The following is a 16,437-nucleotide window of genomic DNA, read 5'->3' on the forward strand; positions in this document are numbered from 1 at the left end:
CGGCTGAGATGTTTGCGGTGAAGATAGACGTCGTGATGGCACTGAGCTATCTTTCTCCTCACTTCTCCCCGGCCATGTGCCAATGACGAACACAGGATGTGAAGGATGAGCAAAGGATCGCTACTCAAAAGTCATCATGTTTCCTTGCACTAAGTGCGGTCTGTGCTGCAGAAATCTTGATAAATCACACCTCTATGCCTCTTTGAACAGGGGAGATGGCGTGTGCGTCAATTTCGAAGTAAGCACTCATCTGTGCCGTATTTACGATAAGAGGCCGCTGATCTGCCGGATTGATGATTTTTACGATCAGCGACTGGCGGGGACGATGCGCCTTGAGGATTACTACGCTGCGAACGCTCACGCTTGTAAGGAAATGCAGCAGCAGAATTTGATTGTTGTCGCTAATTAATCGAGAGGGATCTGAAATGCCATTACCGTTTATTTTGTGGGGTGCAGCAGCTGCACTGGCGGCTACAGGCGTCGTGAAGGGGGTTCAGGCATCGGGCAACTTCGATAAAGCCAAGGAGATTGGCGAAGAGGCGGAAGCCCAATACAACAAGGCTTCCAAAAGCCTCGACAAGTCTCGCAAGGAGACTCAAGGCGAGCTGGAAGCGCTGGGTGAATTGAAGGTTCACACGTTCACCCACCAGATCAAATATCTGGTCGAAGCGATCAAGAAACAAAAGAACGCCAAAAGCACGCTGAAAGGGTTTAACGAAGACCTGACGATCGAAGAGCTCAAGGATTACGAAAAGCTCGTACTCAACTCTTTGGAAATTGAAAAGGGTCTTGCTTCCGGTATCGGCGGTGGCGCGTTGGCCGCAATCGGTGCCTACGGTTCGGTCGGTGCGCTGGCGAGCGCCTCCACCGGAGCTGCCATTTCCGGACTTTCAGGCGTCGCGGCCACCAATGCCACGCTGGCCTGGCTTGGCGGTGGGGCACTCAGTGCAGGCGGTTTTGGCATGGCTGGCGGTATGTTGGCGTTGGGTGGGATTGTGCTGGGCCCGGCGCTGGCCATCGGCGGTTTCATGATGGCCAGCAAAGCGGAAGAAGCCCTGACCAAGGCACACCAGTATGAAGCGGAGGTTGCCACGGCAATTGCCAATATGGAGGTGGTCAAGACCACACTCAAAGGCGTTCGCTCCAATGCCAAGGAAATCACCAACACCATCAATGAGTTAGTCGTACGTTTCGAGCAGGTCAAAGTCGATAACGATAATGACCCCGTCGCATTCGAACAAATGCTGGCTTTGGGAGTGGGGCTCAAGAAGGTCCTGGATGTCGCGATCATTGCCGATGACGGCGGCGCAACTAAAGACATCAAACGCACACTTACCGGCATTCTGACCCTGGACTGAGACCATGAAAAATGAAATTGCAGGCCTGGTAGGAAAGCTCCCCGTCAATCCGGCTGATACCGCCGGCGAGTCTTTTAAAATGCTCGTGTCGGCTTGGTCCGAGTACAAGAAAATTTCCGAGGTTGAAGAAACCAAACGAACGGAAATCAACGCCTATAAAGAAACGCAGTTGGCCAGAATCGAAGGTCAACGCAAAGTGCTGGAGCAGTATCTCTCGGGGATGTTCAAGGAGAGGGCCACGACCATCAGCGGATTCTTTGAGGCGTTGGACAAAGGTATTGCCAGCGGCAACAGTGAGTTGATCAGTTCGTCGATTGGCGCGATTGTCAGTATCACCAAAGAATCTCCATTGGCAGGCGCACGGGAAATTATCGGGGCAATGTATAACCCCGAGGTGAAAACCATCGAGATCTGACTAAAGTCTCGTCGGGCCGGCGCCGAATGAGGCGCCGGTTACCACTGATACTCACGCATTCACCCAGCGTTGCCGGCTCCACGCACTCAACCAGTCGACCACAAACACCAGCACCAGCATCGCCAGAATCACCGTGCTGGCTTGCGCTTCCTGAAACAGGCTGAGGCTCACATAGAGCATCTGCCCCAATCCGCCAGCGCCGACAAAACCCAGCACGCTGGCCATGCGGATGTTGTTTTCCCAGCGGTACAGAACGTAGGCGAGCAGTTGTGGCGCAAGGTTCGGCAGGGTGCCGTAGCAGAAGGCCAGAATCGGGTTGCCGCCCTGTAAACGAATGGCTTCGGCCGGTTGTGGCGGGGTATTTTCCAGCGCTTCGGCGAACAAACGACCGAGCACGCCAGTGGTGTGCAGGGCGAGGGCGAGGGTGCCGGCGTTCGGGCCGAGGCCGGCGGCGAGCACCATCAATGCCGCCCAGACCAGTTCCGGTATCGCCCGCAAGGCATTGAGCAGCAAGCGCGAGGCACTTTGCAGCGGCCAGCCGAAACGCCCGGCGGCGGGCAGGGCGAGAATGATGCCGAACACAGCGGCGAGCAGGGTGCCGAGGGCCGACATCGCCAGAGTTTCCATCGAACCATGCAAGATGGCTTTCAGGTAGTCCGCGCTCAAGTCCGGGCTGAGAAAACGCTGCACATACGCGCCCATCTGCTTGACGCTGGTGGCGCTGCCCACCTCGCCCAGATCCAGTCCCAGATAAGCGAAAGACGCGATGACCGCCAGCGCAATACCGGCGATCAGCAGCAAGTTGATCAGCCGGTTCATGTCAGCCTCCAGCGCAGCAGGCGACTGAGTTGGTCGGCGGCCAATACCAGCACCAGGAAGCACAGCAGGATACTGGCGACTTCACCGCCGGCGAACATGCGGATCGACAGGTCGATCTGCTGACCCAGGCCGCCCGCACCGACAAACCCCATCACCACTGACGCGCGGATCGCGCATTCCCAGCGATAGACCGTGTACGAGAGCAGTTCTGACCCGACGTTGGGCAACGTGCCGTAAGCAAACGCCGCCAGACGCCCGCTGCCAGCCTGCAACAGTGCGTGCGCCGGACGCTGATCGGTCGATTCAAAAATCTCCGCATAGACTTTGCCGAGCATGCCGCTGTAGGTGATGGCGATGGCCAGCACACCGGCCGCCGGCCCCAACCCTACGGCGCGCACAAACAGCAGCGCCCAGACGATTTCCGGCACGCTGCGCAGGAAAATCAACAGTCCGCGCACCGGCCAGCGCAACAGACGCCCCAGTCGGCTCGGCACGCCACCGCGTGACGCGGCAGACAGCGACAGCGCACGACTGGCGACCAGGCCCGCCGGTATTGCCAACACCAGCGCCAGAGCCATGCCGGCGGTGGCGATGGCCAGAGTTTGCAGGGTGGCTTTGAGCAGTAACTGCAGAAACGCTTCGTCGTGCGCCGGTGGCCAGAACTGCGCGACAAAACGGCCCATTTCATTCTGGCTGTCGGGGAGCAATACGCCCAGATTCAGCTCGCTGAGCTGAATGCCCGGCCACAGCAAAGCAATCGCCAGCAACGTCAGCAGCAGACGTGGCCATGCAGCGGGATCGCGTGAATCGGCTTTCAGCATCGTGGAATCTGCACAGTCAAAGGCGCCACCGCAGCGGTCGGCGATTGCAGTTTTTCGTTGGCGTACAGCGCGTCGAGCATCTCGGGGCTGACTTGAGCGGAGGCGCTGTCGAACAGAATCTGCCCGTCGCGCAGACCGATGATTCGCGGGAAGTGCGACAGCGCCAGATCCACCGCATGCAAGCTCGCCACCAGCGTGACGTTACGTTCGCGGGCATGTCGCGAGAGGATCGACAGCGTGTGCCCGGCCATGACCGGGTCCATGGCTGACACCGGTTCGTCGGCCAAGAGGATTTCCGGCGCCTGATACAACACGCGGGCGATACCGACGCGTTGCAACTGGCCGCCAGATAATTGCTGGCAATGCGCGAATAATTTGTCGCCCAGGTCCAGTCGCGCCAACGCCGCGCGCGCACCGGCCACATCCAGCGGATGCAACAGGTTCAAAAGACTTTTACCCAGACTCCATTGGCCGAGCTTGCCGGCCAGCACCGCCGTCACTACACGCTGACGCGGTGGCAGTGGCGGCGCCTGATGCACCAGGCCGATCCGCGCGCGCAGACGCTGACGCTGGCGGGCAGACAAGTGCCAGGCGCGTTCGCCCAGCACTTCAATCTCGCCGCTGCTGGGCCGCAGGGCGGTGGCCAGCAGGTTGAGCAAACTCGATTTTCCGGCTCCGGACGGGCCAATGATGGCCACCTGTTCGCCGACGCCAATCTGCAAGTCGACACCGCGCAGGGCGTCGACTCCATTGGCGTGGCGCAGGCTGCCTTGTTTGAGGCGTAGGGTCATTTCAGAAGTTCGGCGGCGCGGGCGGCTTCCTCGATGCCCTTGTAGTTCTCGGGCTTGGTGTCGATGAAGCGGCTGGCCGCTTGCAGATCAAGAATCTTCTTCTGCTCAGGGTTGGCCGGGTCCAGATCAAGGAAGGCTTTCTTGATCTTCGCGGCCAGTGCCGGGTCGAGGGTGCCGCGCACAGTCCAGTTGTAATCGAAGTAGGTCGGGGTGGTGGCGAAGACTTTGACCTTGTTGGTGTCGACCTTGCCGGCGTCGACCAGTTTCTGCCAGACACTGGCGTTCAGCACACCGGCGTCAACCTTGCCAGCCTGCACCCAGGCCACGGTGGCGTCGTGGGCGCCGGAGTAGGCGACACGGCTGAAATAGCCCTCAGGCTTGATGTTGTCGTTTTTCAGCATGAAGTAACGCGGCATCAGGCTGCCAGAGGTCGAAGACACCGAACCGAAAGCGAAGGTCTTGCCCTTCAGGTCGGCGAGGCTATGTACATTGGGGTCAGCGGTGATGAATTTGCTGGTGAACTGCGCATCCTGTTCACGCTGCACCAACGGAATGACCGGCGTCGTTGCGTCGGTTTTCAAACGTGCCTGCACGAACGTGAAACCGCCGAGCCAGGCCATGTCGAGGCGATCGGTCGCGAGTGCTTCAACCACAGCAGGGTAGTCGGCCACCGGCACGAACTGCACCTTCATGCCCAGTTGCTGCTCCAGATAAGCACCCAGTGGTTCGAACTTGCGCAGCAACTCGGTCGGGGCTTCATCGGGAATCGCGCTGACGCGCAAAACGTCGGCCGCCTGGGCCATGAATGCAGAAAAGGACAGGGCCAGGCCGGCGGTCAGTGCCAGTGTTCGTTTGAGCATGGAATTCTCCGTTTCGTGAGCGTCAAAAAGTGTGAAGTGCTGAACCAGGGCGCAACGTGAGGGTAGACGAATCGGCGAGGTTATACGTATTCGCACGCGTAAAGGCCAGCGCCATCAGGGCAGGAACGGTCAAAAGCGTTCGTCGAGGATTGCCGGCAGGGTGAGTTCCTTGACGTAGCTGGCCGAAGACAGACTCAGAATCATGCGCACCACCTGAACGACATCGTGAACTGGAATCAGCTGACCCTCGCCACGCTGCGCAGCCAGATCTCGCAGCGTGCTCAGCCGATCCTCGGTGTTGAGATACCCCAGATTCAGGCAAGTCACCGCCAGACGCTGCTGCCGGTAGCCTTCGCGCAGCGTATCGGCAATCCCGCGCAGGGCGAATTTGGAGGCGCCGAAGGCGACTTCCGGACGCCCGCTTTGTGGCAGGCCTGAAGTCGATCCGGTGAGGATGATTCTGGGGTGGGGGCTTTTCAGCAGAAGGGGAAGCAGGCGTTTGATCAACAGGATTGTTGCGCTGATGTTGCAACTGACGATGGCTTGCAATTCGTCGTCCGGACTGTCGAGAAAGTCATAGGCTGGATCGAAAGCCGACTCTTCCCAGATGCCGAGGTTGTAGATCAGCGTATCCAGCCCATCGTCGACGACCGCATGCTCGATGGCGTGCGCGGCTTTGGCCGGGTTCATCAGATCGGTTTCCACCCAGCGTACTGGATGCTCTGCCTCGCACACCAAACCTTCGGGACGCGTGCGGGACACACCAATCAGCGTGTCTCCCGCGTTACCCAAACCTTCGATAAAAGCTCGGCCCAAGCCTTTACTGGCACCCACCACCAAAATGTTCATCGATCCTCTCCCTGATCTGAATGCTGATGTGGGGCAGCATGCAAACAGACGACCTCTGAAATGGCAAACGAATGGGTGTGTCCGGATATTTACGGCAACCTGGCAATCACCTTGATCTCAAAATCAAACCCATACAGCCACGTCACGCCAACCGCCGTCACGGTCGGATGCGGCGCCTCGCCCCAGAACTCGGTCAGCACCACATTCCAGATCGTCTCGAATTTCGACTGGGGATCAACGATGAAGACGGTGACATCCACCACGTCATCGAAGCTGGCACCGGCTTCTTCAAGGATTGCATTGAGGTTAGTGAACGCCTGACGCACCTGGTTTTTCAGGTCTGGTTCTGGCGTGCCGTCCTCGGTGCTGCCGACCTGTCCCGAAACAAACAGAAAACCGTTGGAGCGAATGGCGGGCGAGTAACGGTGGCGTTCGTAAAGCGTGCGGCGTGCGGATGGAAAAACAACATCGCGCTGAGTCATGGGAGTGTCTCCTTCATTTGAGTTGATGGAGCCACTGTAGGTATTTGCAGGCCAGCGATAAACGCGCAAGCTTGGCGTTCACTGTTTGTGAAATCCAAACAATCGAGGGCACACCTTGGACCGTTTTGACGCAATGCAGGCCTTCGCCCGAGTGGTCGAGGCGGGGAGTTTCACCAAAGCGGCGGAAACCTTGCACATGAGCAAGACCACCGTGACCCAACTGGTTCAGCAACTGGAGGCGCGCCTGCGGGTCAAGTTGCTCAATCGCACCACGCGCAAGGTCAACGTCACCGCCGATGGCGCGGTTTATTACGAACGGGTGATCCGCTTGCTCGCCGACCTCGATGATGCCGAAACCAGCTTGCCCGGCGCGGCGGCATCACCTTCGGGCCGGCTGCGAGTGGACGTCCCGAGTCCGCTCGCACGGTTGATTCTGGTGCCGGCCCTGCCTGAGTTTCACGCGCGCTATCCGGATATCCAGATCGACATGGGCGTCAGTGACCGTATCGTCGACATCATTGATGAGAACGTCGATTGCGTGGTGCGCGGCGGCGAACTCATGGACCTGTCGCTGATGGCACGCAAGGTCGCCGATCTGCAGTTGGGGGTGTTTGCCGCACCGCAATACCTGGCGCGCGCGGGCATCCCCGCGCACCCGAGAGACCTGGAAGACAGCCACCATCGCGTGGTCGGTTTTCTCTGGGCACGCACCGGCAAACCGGTGCCATATGCCTTGCACAACGCCACTGAAAACCTGCAAATCAAGGGACGGCACGTATTGGCAGTCGATGACGGCAACGCTTATCTCGCGGCAGGCCTGGCGGGCATGGGCGTGCTGTGGCTGCCCAAGTACATGTCTGCCGCCCATCAAGCGCGTGGCGAGCTGGTGCCGCTGTTCGAAGACTGGAAACTCGCGCCGATGCCGCTCTACATTGCTTATCCGCCGAACCGGCATGTCAGCCTGAAATTGCGCGTGTTCATCGATTGGGTCGTTGAGTTAATGGCGTAGAAGCATTGTGGTGCAGTTATTGCTAGCTGCTGTGCCAGTGCCGTCAAAATACCAACACAATCAGGCGACTTGAAAGCCCGTAGTGATGAGATGCATGGCTTTCAATTCTAGGAGCTTCACCCGCATGAATATGTACATCGATATCGTCGGTGCGTGCAATCTGAGCTGCCCGTCTTGCCCAATGGGCAACTCGGAAAATCTCAATTTCAAAAAAGCCATGCAGCTCGACATGTTCAAGCAGATTGTCGATAAGGCCAAGACAGAGGGCGTCGACACCATCTACCTCTATAACTGGACCGAGCCGCTGATTCATCCAAAAATTGGCGAATTTATCGAGATCATCAATGCTGCCGGCATGGGCAGCGGTATCAGCACCAACCTTAATCTCGCCAAGAATATGGAAAAGGCCCTGATGGCCGAGCCGAGTTACTTCCGTATTTCGCTCTCGGGTTTTTACCAGGAGACCTACGAAAAGGGCCATGTCGGCGGCGATATCGAAGTTGTAAAACAAAACATGATCGCCCTGCAGGAGATCAAACAGCGCCTGGGTCTGAGAACCCGTGTGGATGTTTACTATCACCGCTACCTGGATAACATCGAAGAAGAATCACTGATGCGCGCGTTCAGTGAGCGTCTTGGCTTCATCTTCACCACCGGGTATTCGGTGATGATGCCGCTGGAGAAGACACTGGCCATTGTCGAGCGTGACCCGTCTGTCACGGCTACGGACATTGACACCCTGAAACGCCTCGCATTGCCGCCGTACGACGATCTCGTCAACGTCATCCAGCAATTTCCCAAGATGGCGTGCACGCTCAAGGATGACTGGCTGGTCATCGACTGCAATGGCAACACGGTGCTTTGCTGCACGATCTTCAATCAGACCGAGTATCAGGTTGGCAAGTACCTCGACATGCCGCTTGAAGAGCTGACGCGGCGTAAATCGACGCAGAAAAACTGTGTCGACATGTGCGACCGCTGCGCCAATAAAGGCCTGCATATCTACTCGATGCATCCCAATCAGGGTGTGCTGGAGCGGCACGCGGTGAATCGCATCATCGATTTCGAGCACTTCGCCAGCCAGGGTCTCACGGTGGACAGCGAGCGTCTCGGGCGTGCGGGCGAAGTCAGCGCAGAAAACTTTGATGAAGCCCAGTACCTTCGATTGAATGACGATGTCAGGATCGCGATTTCCCAGGGATCGTTCTCCAGCGGTTATCAGCACTACGTGCTGTGTGGGCGTCTCGAGGGGCGTTTAGGCGCCGGGGTTTTCTCGGCTGTTTGAGCCAAGGCTCAGGTTGGCGGATAACCAATCGATAAAAGACCTGGCCATGGGGTCATTTTCACTGTCGCGGTGGGTCAGCAGTGCCCAGTTTGGCCCGCGAATAGTCGCCTCGACCAGCGGTTGCAACAAGCCGTCAGCTCGCGCCTGACGGCTTAGCAACTGACTCACCAGCGCAATCCCAAGCCCCGCGCAAGCCGCGTCCAGTAGCAGCCCCGGGTCGGAAAAATTCAACCCCTGAGCCTGCTGGCCGACATCGATACCGGCCTCGACCGCCCAATGGCTCCAGTCCATTTCCCGCTCGCCATGCAAGGTGCTGCGTTGCGCTGCCGGCGTGTTCAGCAGGCGCGGATGGCACGCCGGGTAAAGTCGATCGCTTTGCAGCACTTTGAAACTGCACTCAGCCTGCGCGCTGATATCGTCGCGAATCGCGATGTCGATGGTCTGCGTGGCCATATCCGGCACCTCGTCGGTACTGTAGATCCACAGATCCACGTCGGGATGCTGATTGCGAAAGTCCGCCAATCTTGGCAACAACCAATGCCGGGCAAACGCCGGCGTCGTGTTGAGCACCAGTTGATTGGGTTTCTGATACTGCCCCAGGCGCCGAATCCCCACTGCCAATTGCTGCAACATCGCTTGCGTGGTGCTGAGCAAATCGTGCCCGGCATCGGTTAACGCGACGCTGCGACCGCTGCGAAAAAACAACGGCTGCTCAAGGTAAGCCTCAAGGCTGCGAATCTGCTGACTGATCGCCGATTGAGTGAGGTTCAACTCGTCGGCAGCCTTGTGAAAACTGCCCAGCCGGGCGGCGGCTTCAAAACCGCGCAGGGAGCTGAGTGGCGGCCAGTGCTTGAGCATATCGATAAGTTCCTCTAATCAGTTGTGCGCTAAATCCATCGTTTGTTTGCCTGTTTGCGCGTCCGTAGCATTGGCGGCGTGAACACATTGGCTTAACTAACGAGGCTTATCATGCAGCACAACGATAATAAAAACAGCGTCTGGATGATGCCGGCAGAGTGGGCTACCCACGCCGCAACGTGGATGGTCTGGCCGCACAACAAAGCGCTGTGGGAGTCGGGCTGGGGTGTGACCCTTGCACAAGTGCAGGAAGATTTCGCTCGCGTGGCCAACGCCATCGCCCGATTCGAACCGGTGAAACTGGTGGTCGATCCGTCCGCCGTCGCCAGCGCCAAGGTGTTGTGCGGGCCGAACATCGAGCTGATTGCGCTGGCCGTGAATGACAGCTGGTGCCGCGACTCAGGCCCGACCTTTGTTTGCCATCCGCAGCAAGGCCTGGCCGGTGTCAGCTGGCGCTTCAACGCTTGGGGTGGCAAGTCGGCGCATGAACTGGATGAAAGCCTGGCTCGCCGTGCGCTCAATCACCTTGGCCTGGAATGCTTCGGCACGCCACTGAGTAATGAAGGCGGGGCGATTCATGTCGACGGCGAAGGCACGCTGATCACCACTGAATCGGTGCTGCTCAACCCTAATCGCAACCCCTGCATTGGCAAAGCGGAGATGGAAGAGATCTTCAGCCGTTTGCTCGGCGTCAAGAAAACCATCTGGTTGCCGGGTGATCCTGATTACGTCACTGGCGACATGACGGACGGCCACGTTGATGGCGTCTGCGCCTTTGCCCGTCCGGGTGTGTTGCTGGTTGACGCCACCCACGACAAATCTTCGGTCTACGCCGAAGTGGCACGGGAAAACCGCCGTGCGCTGGAACTGGCCACCGATGCGCAGGGCCGCAAATTCGAGCTGATCGAACTGTTCGAAGCCACCGACGCTGTCGACACCGAAGCCGAAGTGTTCTGCGCCTCGTACACCAACTTCTACATCGCCAACGGCGCGATCATCATGCCAGCGTATGGCATCGAGGCTGACAACGTCGCCGCCAAAGTACTGGAGCAAGCCTTCCCCGGCCGCGAAGTGGTGCCGGTGCGCATCAATCATCTGGCCCATGGCGGCGGCGGGGTGCACTGCATCACGCAACAACAGCCAGCCTGGCCGCTGAGAGGTTGAAAGCATGAGCATTCTGACCATCGCCAGCACCCAGATGCCGTGCACCTGGGACTTACCCGGCAACCTTGATCGCGCCGAGCAGCTCGTCCGTGACGCAGCGCAGCAGGGCGCGCAAGTGATCCTGTTGCAGGAGCTGTTCGCCACGCCGTACTTCTGCATCGAACAAAGCCATAAACACATGGCTTTGGCCGAGGAATATCGCGACAGCCATGTGCTCGCGCGCTTCGCCGCACTGGCCCGCGAGTTGGGCGTGGTATTGCCGCTGAGCTGGTTCGAAAAGGCCGGCAACGCCTACTTCAACTCGCTGAGCGTGGCCGATGCCGACGGGCGCCTGTTGGGTGTGTATCGCAAGACCCACATTCCCAACGCCATCGGCTATCAGGAGAAGGAATACTTCAGTCCCGGCGACACCGGTTTCAAAGTCTGGGACACCGCGTTCGGCCGCCTCGGCGTCGGTATCTGCTGGGACCAGTGGTTCCCCGAAACCGCCCGCTGCCTGGCGTTGATGGGCGCCGAAGTGCTGCTGTATCCGACGGCTATCGGCTCTGAACCCGGCTGCACGGCGCTGGATTCTCGTGACCATTGGCAGATGACCATGCGCGGCCATGCTGCTGCCAATCTGCTGCCGGTGGTGGCGGCGAACCGGGTCGGGCGAGAGGTCGCGACTACCGATCCGAGCCTGCAAATGAGCTTCTATGGCTCGTCGTTCATCAGCGATCACAAGGGCCAATTGCTCGCCAGCGCTGATCGCGACAGCACTGGCGTGTTGCTGCACTGCGTCGATCTGGCGGCCATGCGCGAAGAGCGATTGAGCTGGGGCATATACCGCGATCGTCGTCCGGACATGTACGGGCCGCTTCTCAGTCAGGATGGTCGCCAACTTCACGCACGCTGGAACACTCAAGGGGTTTGATATGGCTATCCACCACAAACGCTTGCGCGGTGCGATCGGTCTGGCGTTGATCTGCTTGATACCGTCGCTGCACGCCGAAGACAAAACCCTGCGGCTGTACAACTGGGCCGATTATTTTGCCGAAGACACCTTGAGCCGTTTTACTGCCGAAACCGGGATCAAGGTGATCTACGACGTCATGGACGGCAGCGAAACACTGGAGGCGAAGATGCTATCCGGCGGCAGTGGCTACGACCTGATCTTCCCCGGCGACACCGTCGCCGAGCGCTTGATGCGTGCCGGCAGCCTGATGCCGCTGGATCAAGCGAAGCTGACCGAACTGGCCGACATCGAACCCGGTTTGCAGAAGCTGCGCGGTCATTACGAGCACTCCAGCAAAGCCACGGTGCCTTACACCTGGGGCACCATCGGCCTGACCTACAACGAAGAGCAGATCAAAAAACGCATGGCCGACGCGCCGGTCAACAGCCTAGACATGCTGTTCAAACCGGAGCTGGCGGCGAAATTCGCCGATTGCGGGATTTCGATGATCGATTCGCCGGACGAAGCCTTGGCGGTGGTGCTCAATTACCTCGGTCGCGATCCGCGCAGCGGCAAAGCCGAAGATCTGGCAGCGGCCAGCGAGTTGCTGATGAAGTTGCGGCCGTACATCCGCAAGTTCCAGTCGCAACCGGTCACTGACCTGGTCAATGGCAACCTGTGCCTGTCGCTCGGCTACAGCGGCGACATGACCCAGGCGCAACGCACTTCGGACAGCGCCGGTAAGCACACCAAGTTTCAGTATCGCGTGCCGCGCGAAGGCACCACGGTGTGGATGGACACCATGGCCATTCCGGTCGACGCGAAACACCCGGAATACGCCTACGCGTTTATCAACTTTGTCATGCGCCCCGAGAACATGGCAGCGATCAGCAATTTCACCGGTTACCCGACCTCCAACGCCAAGGCGCGGGCGAGTGTCGATGAAAGCATGCGCGACAACCCGGATATCTACCTCGACGAAGCGACCTATGCTCGATTGATTCCGGGCAAGGATATTCCCCAGGCCGACATGCGCGCGCGCATGCGCACCTGGACCAAATTCAAGACTGCCACTGGCAAATGATCAACGGCCGGCGTACGCGTCGGCCCTTCACTGAAAGACAGGAAACCCACATGACGACTCGTCGCGATTTCATCAAACAGGCCTCGGTGGTCGCCGCTGTCAGCGCTGCGGTGACAGGCCTGGGCCTGTCGCCGGGCAAAGTCCTGGCCGCCGCGCAAGGCCGCTGGTTCATGCCCGACGAGGGCGATAAACATGAGCGCGCCTACATCGCTTTCGGCGCGCAGGATGCGATTTGGGAAGACTTCACCGAAGACGTCCAGGAAGCCCTCGGCCGCATCGCCCGCGCCATTGCCCGGTTTGAACCAGTCACGGTGTTCTGCCGTAAAAATGAGCGCAGCATCGCCGAAGAATTCTGCGGCACGCGCAATATCACTTACGTCACTGCCGGGCTGGATGACATCTGGATGCGCGACATCGGCGCCAACTTCGTCATCGACGACAAGGGTGGTCTCGGCGCGGTGGACTTCAACTTCAACGGTTGGGGAGGCAAACAACAGCACAGTAAAGACGCGAAGATCGCCGCACTGGTCGCCGACGACGCGCAAGCCACGTACATCCGCACCGATCTGGTGGGCGAGGGCGGCGGCATCGAGGTCGACGGCCACGGCACCGGGATCATGACCGAGAGCATCTGGATCAACAGCAACCGCAATCCGGACTGGAGCAAGGCCGATGTCGAAGCTGAACTGAAGGAACGCCTGGGCCTGCGCAAAATCATCTGGCTGCCGGGCATTAAGGGCAAGGACATCACTGACGCTCACGTCGATTTCTATGCGCGCTTCATCAAGCCCGGCGTGGTCATCGCCAACCTCGACACCGACCCTGAATCCTACGATCACAAGGTCACCCTGGCGCACTTGGAAATCCTCAAAAACGCCACTGATGCTGACGGTCGCAAATTACAGATCCACACGATGTCGCCGCCGCTGAAACCGCGCCAAAGCAAGTTCAACCAGAACAACCCGGACTTTGCCGCCGGTTACATCAACTACTTCGTCATCAACGGCGCAATCATCGCTCCGGAATTTGGCGATAAAGCGGCAGACAAGAAGGCCTTTGATCTGCTCTCGCAGCTGTATCCGCAGCGCGAAATCGTCCAGCTCAACATCGATGCAATCGCCGCCGGTGGCGGTGGAATTCACTGCGTCACCAGCCATCAACCACAGGCGTGATTGACTCTGACGCGGATCAAGCCAACTATCGGCGCACAACAACATGACCGATGGACCACAACTTGATCGAACGACGCCAATTCAGCGGAGGCATGAAGGGGAAAAACCTCCGCTATCTGAATGAGCAAAGCGCGGATGAAACGCGCATGACCCGCACCGGTTTTCTGCTGCTCGAACACTTTTCGCTACCGGCGTTTACCCAGGCGCTGGACACGGTTGTCACCACCAACCTGTTGCGTCCGGGGTTGTTTTCGTCGCGCACGTTTGGCTTGGGTGACGGCGAAGTCATCAGTGATCTGGGGCTGGTCATCCGCCCTGACGCACGTCTGGATTCAGCCGCGCTGGCGCAACTGGATCTGCTGGTGGTGTGTGGCGGGTATCGCACTGAGCTGCGGGCGAGTGAGGAGTTTATTCATTTGCTTCAGGTTGCAGCGGAGCGGGGCATCAGCCTCGCCGGGTTGTGGAACGGTTCGTGGTTCCTCGGCCGCGCCGGATTGCTCGACGGCTATCGCTGCGCGATCCACCCGGAACATCGCCCGGCGCTGACTGAAATCGCCAAAACCACCCATGTCAGCAGCGAGCCTTACGTGATCGACCGCGACCGACTGACCGCATCGAGTCCGTCCGGCGCTTTCCACATGGCATTGGACTGGATCAAGAGCCTGCACGGCAAAGCCCTGGTCGAAGGGATCGAAGACATCCTCGCCTTCGAGGAATCGCGTTACCGGCGCATCAAACCAGACGAGAACATCTGCGTCAGTGCGCCGTTGCGTGAAGTGGTGAAGCTGATGGATGCCAATCTGGAAGAGCCGCTGGAGCTGGAGCAACTGGCGGTGTATGCCGGCCGTTCTCGTCGGCAGTTGGAGCGCTTGTTCAAGGAGCAACTGGGCACCACGCCGCAGCGCTATTACCTGGAACTGCGCATCACCGAAGCGCGACGGTTGTTGCAGCACACTGAGCTTTCACAAGTGGAAGTGCTGGTCGCGTGCGGCTTCGTCTCGCCAAGCCATTTCAGCAAATGCTACAGCTCATATTTCGGCTATCGCCCATCAAAAGAAAAACGCCTGGTCAAATAACCCAAGCCGTCACCCACCTGAATTCACCTCGATATCCCACGTCGGCGTACCTCCCCCAAACACCACGGTCAGTTCCCTCTCCCTTTGGGAGAGGGCTAGGGTGAGGGAACTTGCAGGCGGCACCAACCGCTTCGTCACCAAAATTCACCTCGGTATCCCACGTCGGCGTAGCTCTCCCAAACACCCCTCACCCACGCACGTTTAACTTACACGCACTGTTACGCCATAACGGCTACAACACCTTGCGCCGTTGCCTACGCGTACGCCAGAATCCGCCGGCTTACGCGCCTTGAGGCGGGCTGTATCGTTTCCCTGTCACTGCAAAACAGTGATCGGGTTTGGTAGCCCGTTTTCTAAGCGTTATGCGCCGCTATATGCAGTCTCTTTTCGGGGCTCGGTTTTTTATGGTGGCCATGCGTGGGGCTCCTTCGGGAGCGCCGGGGTTTACTCGCTTAGACCGGTCTACCAACCTGCGCAATGGTCACCACCTCGTTTGGTAGCGTGAGTGATGGCTCCTTATTTTTTGCTAAGCGAGTGTCATCTATGTTCAAAATTACGCCAAACCCGCCAGAAACCGATCCAATCCCCTACGACGCCGCACTCGAGCCTCAAAACATCAAAGAGGCCTCCGACCGCGCGATCAACTTCTACCTCAATCCCTCCGCGCTGAAGACCTCAGTACCCACCCGCAAGACCGGCAAGATCTACCTCATCGACCCCACAGTGGATAACGAAACCCTGCTCGTCGAAGCCACTGAAACCTTGTCCTCCGCCACTGACATGGCCCGTGAACTCGCCGATTCGATAGAACCCTCACAGCGCAAAAAGATGCTGATCCTGCAACAGGTGATCATGCTCAGCGAGCTGGTGGTCGGCCGAGTTCTGGACAACCAGCGCTTGCCGCACTAGTCGCGGAGCAGATGGGTGAGGGGGCTCGCTCCCTCATTGCACAGAAGCGTCCGTAATCGCGGCGCTTCACGCCTTCTATCAAAGAGCCGCCAACGGTTCTTGTCTGGAGTTTCAGCTGATGTCCCAGCCACCCGAACCACCGGTCACTGACCTGATATCGCCGTACGCCTCGCCCAATTCAAGAAAGCTCCACGAAGCGGCAGAGCGTGCACTCGACCATTACCTGTTGCCTGCCGCGATCATGGCCACACCCTATACGCCCAATGCTCTGTTCATGGCCAACCCGCAAGCAGACACGGAGTCGCTGCTGACCAATGCTTGCGGCTCCCTGGCGTCCGCGTCGGTCATGCTCGGTAATTTTGCCGGAATGCTGGAGGGCGCAAATCGTCATACCCTGCTGGGTATTGCGCAAGTGGTCATGTTGGGGGAGTTGGCGGTGAACAAGGCGTTGGATCTGGTTGTGCCAACCGAGTGATCGCGCACGTTATTCGGGGTTGAGGGTGTCTGGTCGGGCGTGATCGCGAGCAGGCTCACTCCTACATTTGAAATGC

The 16,437-nt window shown here is 58.8% G+C and carries 19 protein-coding genes; 12 read left to right on the top strand and 7 right to left on the bottom strand.

The window, feature by feature from the left end:
- Positions 1-136 precede the first annotated feature (136 nt).
- From AB4N74_RS08085 to AB4N74_RS08095, 3 genes are read left to right on the top strand one after another with little or no spacing between them, the layout of a single operon-like run.
- On the top strand, positions 137-409 hold the full coding sequence (locus tag AB4N74_RS08085; RefSeq protein WP_186624309.1) for a YkgJ family cysteine cluster protein: 273 nt from the start codon (positions 137-139) through the stop codon (positions 407-409).
- A gap of 16 nt (positions 410-425) precedes the next feature.
- Positions 426-1,358, top strand: coding sequence for a hypothetical protein (locus AB4N74_RS08090; protein WP_093433150.1), 933 nt, complete (start codon positions 426-428; stop codon positions 1,356-1,358).
- Between the two features lie 4 nt (positions 1,359-1,362).
- Positions 1,363-1,773: a hypothetical protein gene (locus AB4N74_RS08095; protein WP_007919113.1), complete on the top strand. Its 411-nt coding sequence runs from the start codon at positions 1,363-1,365 to the stop codon at positions 1,771-1,773.
- A 51-nt stretch (positions 1,774-1,824) separates the two neighbouring features.
- Here AB4N74_RS08095 and phnE read toward each other — a convergent pair whose 3' ends face one another.
- The 6 genes from phnE to AB4N74_RS08125 form a co-directional block, all read right to left on the bottom strand.
- Positions 1,825-2,592, bottom strand: coding sequence for a phosphonate ABC transporter, permease protein PhnE (phnE, locus tag AB4N74_RS08100; protein ID WP_186624307.1), 768 nt, complete (start codon positions 2,590-2,592; stop codon positions 1,825-1,827).
- Positions 2,589-3,413 carry a PhnE/PtxC family ABC transporter permease gene (locus AB4N74_RS08105; RefSeq protein WP_093433144.1) on the bottom strand — a complete coding sequence of 275 codons (825 nt, stop codon included), beginning with the start codon at positions 3,411-3,413 and terminating at the stop codon, positions 2,589-2,591. The genes phnE and AB4N74_RS08105 overlap by 4 nt, the downstream gene beginning before the upstream one ends.
- Positions 3,407-4,204, bottom strand: coding sequence for a phosphonate ABC transporter ATP-binding protein (locus AB4N74_RS08110; RefSeq protein WP_460099296.1), 798 nt, complete (start codon positions 4,202-4,204; stop codon positions 3,407-3,409). The genes AB4N74_RS08105 and AB4N74_RS08110 overlap by 7 nt, the downstream gene beginning before the upstream one ends.
- On the bottom strand, positions 4,201-5,064 hold the full coding sequence (locus AB4N74_RS08115) for a putative selenate ABC transporter substrate-binding protein (RefSeq protein ID WP_220558788.1): 864 nt from the start codon (positions 5,062-5,064) through the stop codon (positions 4,201-4,203). The genes AB4N74_RS08110 and AB4N74_RS08115 overlap by 4 nt, the downstream gene beginning before the upstream one ends.
- A 129-nt stretch (positions 5,065-5,193) precedes the next feature.
- The gene (locus tag AB4N74_RS08120; RefSeq protein ID WP_093433137.1) at positions 5,194-5,913 is read right to left on the bottom strand and encodes an SDR family NAD(P)-dependent oxidoreductase; all 720 of its coding nucleotides are present in this window, start codon (positions 5,911-5,913) and stop codon (positions 5,194-5,196) included.
- An 89-nt stretch (positions 5,914-6,002) separates the two neighbouring features.
- On the bottom strand, positions 6,003-6,395 hold the full coding sequence (locus AB4N74_RS08125) for a RidA family protein (protein ID WP_099758999.1): 393 nt from the start codon (positions 6,393-6,395) through the stop codon (positions 6,003-6,005).
- Positions 6,396-6,510: 115 nt separating this feature from the next.
- Here AB4N74_RS08125 and AB4N74_RS08130 point away from each other — a divergent pair, with 115 nt between their 5' ends.
- Both AB4N74_RS08130 and AB4N74_RS08135 read left to right on the top strand, forming a co-directional pair.
- Complete coding sequence (locus tag AB4N74_RS08130; protein ID WP_116255581.1) at positions 6,511-7,404, top strand: LysR family transcriptional regulator; 894 nt, start codon at positions 6,511-6,513, stop codon at positions 7,402-7,404.
- A gap of 124 nt (positions 7,405-7,528) precedes the next feature.
- The gene (locus AB4N74_RS08135) at positions 7,529-8,689 is read left to right on the top strand and encodes a radical SAM/SPASM domain-containing protein (RefSeq protein ID WP_093433127.1); all 1,161 of its coding nucleotides are present in this window, start codon (positions 7,529-7,531) and stop codon (positions 8,687-8,689) included.
- Here the strand turns inward: AB4N74_RS08135 and AB4N74_RS08140 are convergent.
- On the bottom strand, positions 8,660-9,547 hold the full coding sequence (locus tag AB4N74_RS08140; protein ID WP_427120709.1) for a LysR substrate-binding domain-containing protein: 888 nt from the start codon (positions 9,545-9,547) through the stop codon (positions 8,660-8,662). The two genes, AB4N74_RS08135 and AB4N74_RS08140, sit on opposite strands and share 30 nt — an antisense overlap.
- A gap of 111 nt (positions 9,548-9,658) precedes the next feature.
- Here AB4N74_RS08140 and AB4N74_RS08145 point away from each other — a divergent pair, with 111 nt between their 5' ends.
- From AB4N74_RS08145 to AB4N74_RS08175, 7 genes are all read left to right on the top strand, one after another.
- Positions 9,659-10,711 (top strand): agmatine deiminase family protein, encoded by a 1,053-nt coding sequence (locus AB4N74_RS08145; RefSeq protein WP_320336897.1) that lies wholly within the window; start codon positions 9,659-9,661, stop codon positions 10,709-10,711.
- Between the two features lie 4 nt (positions 10,712-10,715).
- Positions 10,716-11,624, top strand: a complete 909-nt coding sequence (gene aguB / locus AB4N74_RS08150) for an N-carbamoylputrescine amidase (RefSeq protein WP_099759004.1) — start codon at positions 10,716-10,718, stop codon at positions 11,622-11,624.
- Position 11,625: 1 nt separating this feature from the next.
- Positions 11,626-12,729: an extracellular solute-binding protein gene (locus AB4N74_RS08155; RefSeq protein WP_116255580.1), complete on the top strand. Its 1,104-nt coding sequence runs from the start codon at positions 11,626-11,628 to the stop codon at positions 12,727-12,729.
- Between the two features lie 50 nt (positions 12,730-12,779).
- The gene (locus AB4N74_RS08160) at positions 12,780-13,901 is read left to right on the top strand and encodes an agmatine deiminase family protein (RefSeq protein ID WP_460099303.1); all 1,122 of its coding nucleotides are present in this window, start codon (positions 12,780-12,782) and stop codon (positions 13,899-13,901) included.
- Positions 13,902-13,951: 50 nt separating this feature from the next.
- Positions 13,952-14,977, top strand: a complete 1,026-nt coding sequence (locus AB4N74_RS08165; RefSeq protein ID WP_460090756.1) for a GlxA family transcriptional regulator — start codon at positions 13,952-13,954, stop codon at positions 14,975-14,977.
- 543 nt (positions 14,978-15,520) lie between these two features.
- Positions 15,521-15,886 carry a DUF6124 family protein gene (locus AB4N74_RS08170; RefSeq protein ID WP_460099307.1) on the top strand — a complete coding sequence of 122 codons (366 nt, stop codon included), beginning with the start codon at positions 15,521-15,523 and terminating at the stop codon, positions 15,884-15,886.
- 118 nt (positions 15,887-16,004) lie between these two features.
- Complete coding sequence (locus AB4N74_RS08175; protein ID WP_099759009.1) at positions 16,005-16,361, top strand: DUF6124 family protein; 357 nt, start codon at positions 16,005-16,007, stop codon at positions 16,359-16,361.
- Positions 16,362-16,437 lie beyond the last annotated feature (76 nt).

The sequence above is a fragment of the Pseudomonas sp. H3_C08 genome (assembly GCF_054669455.1).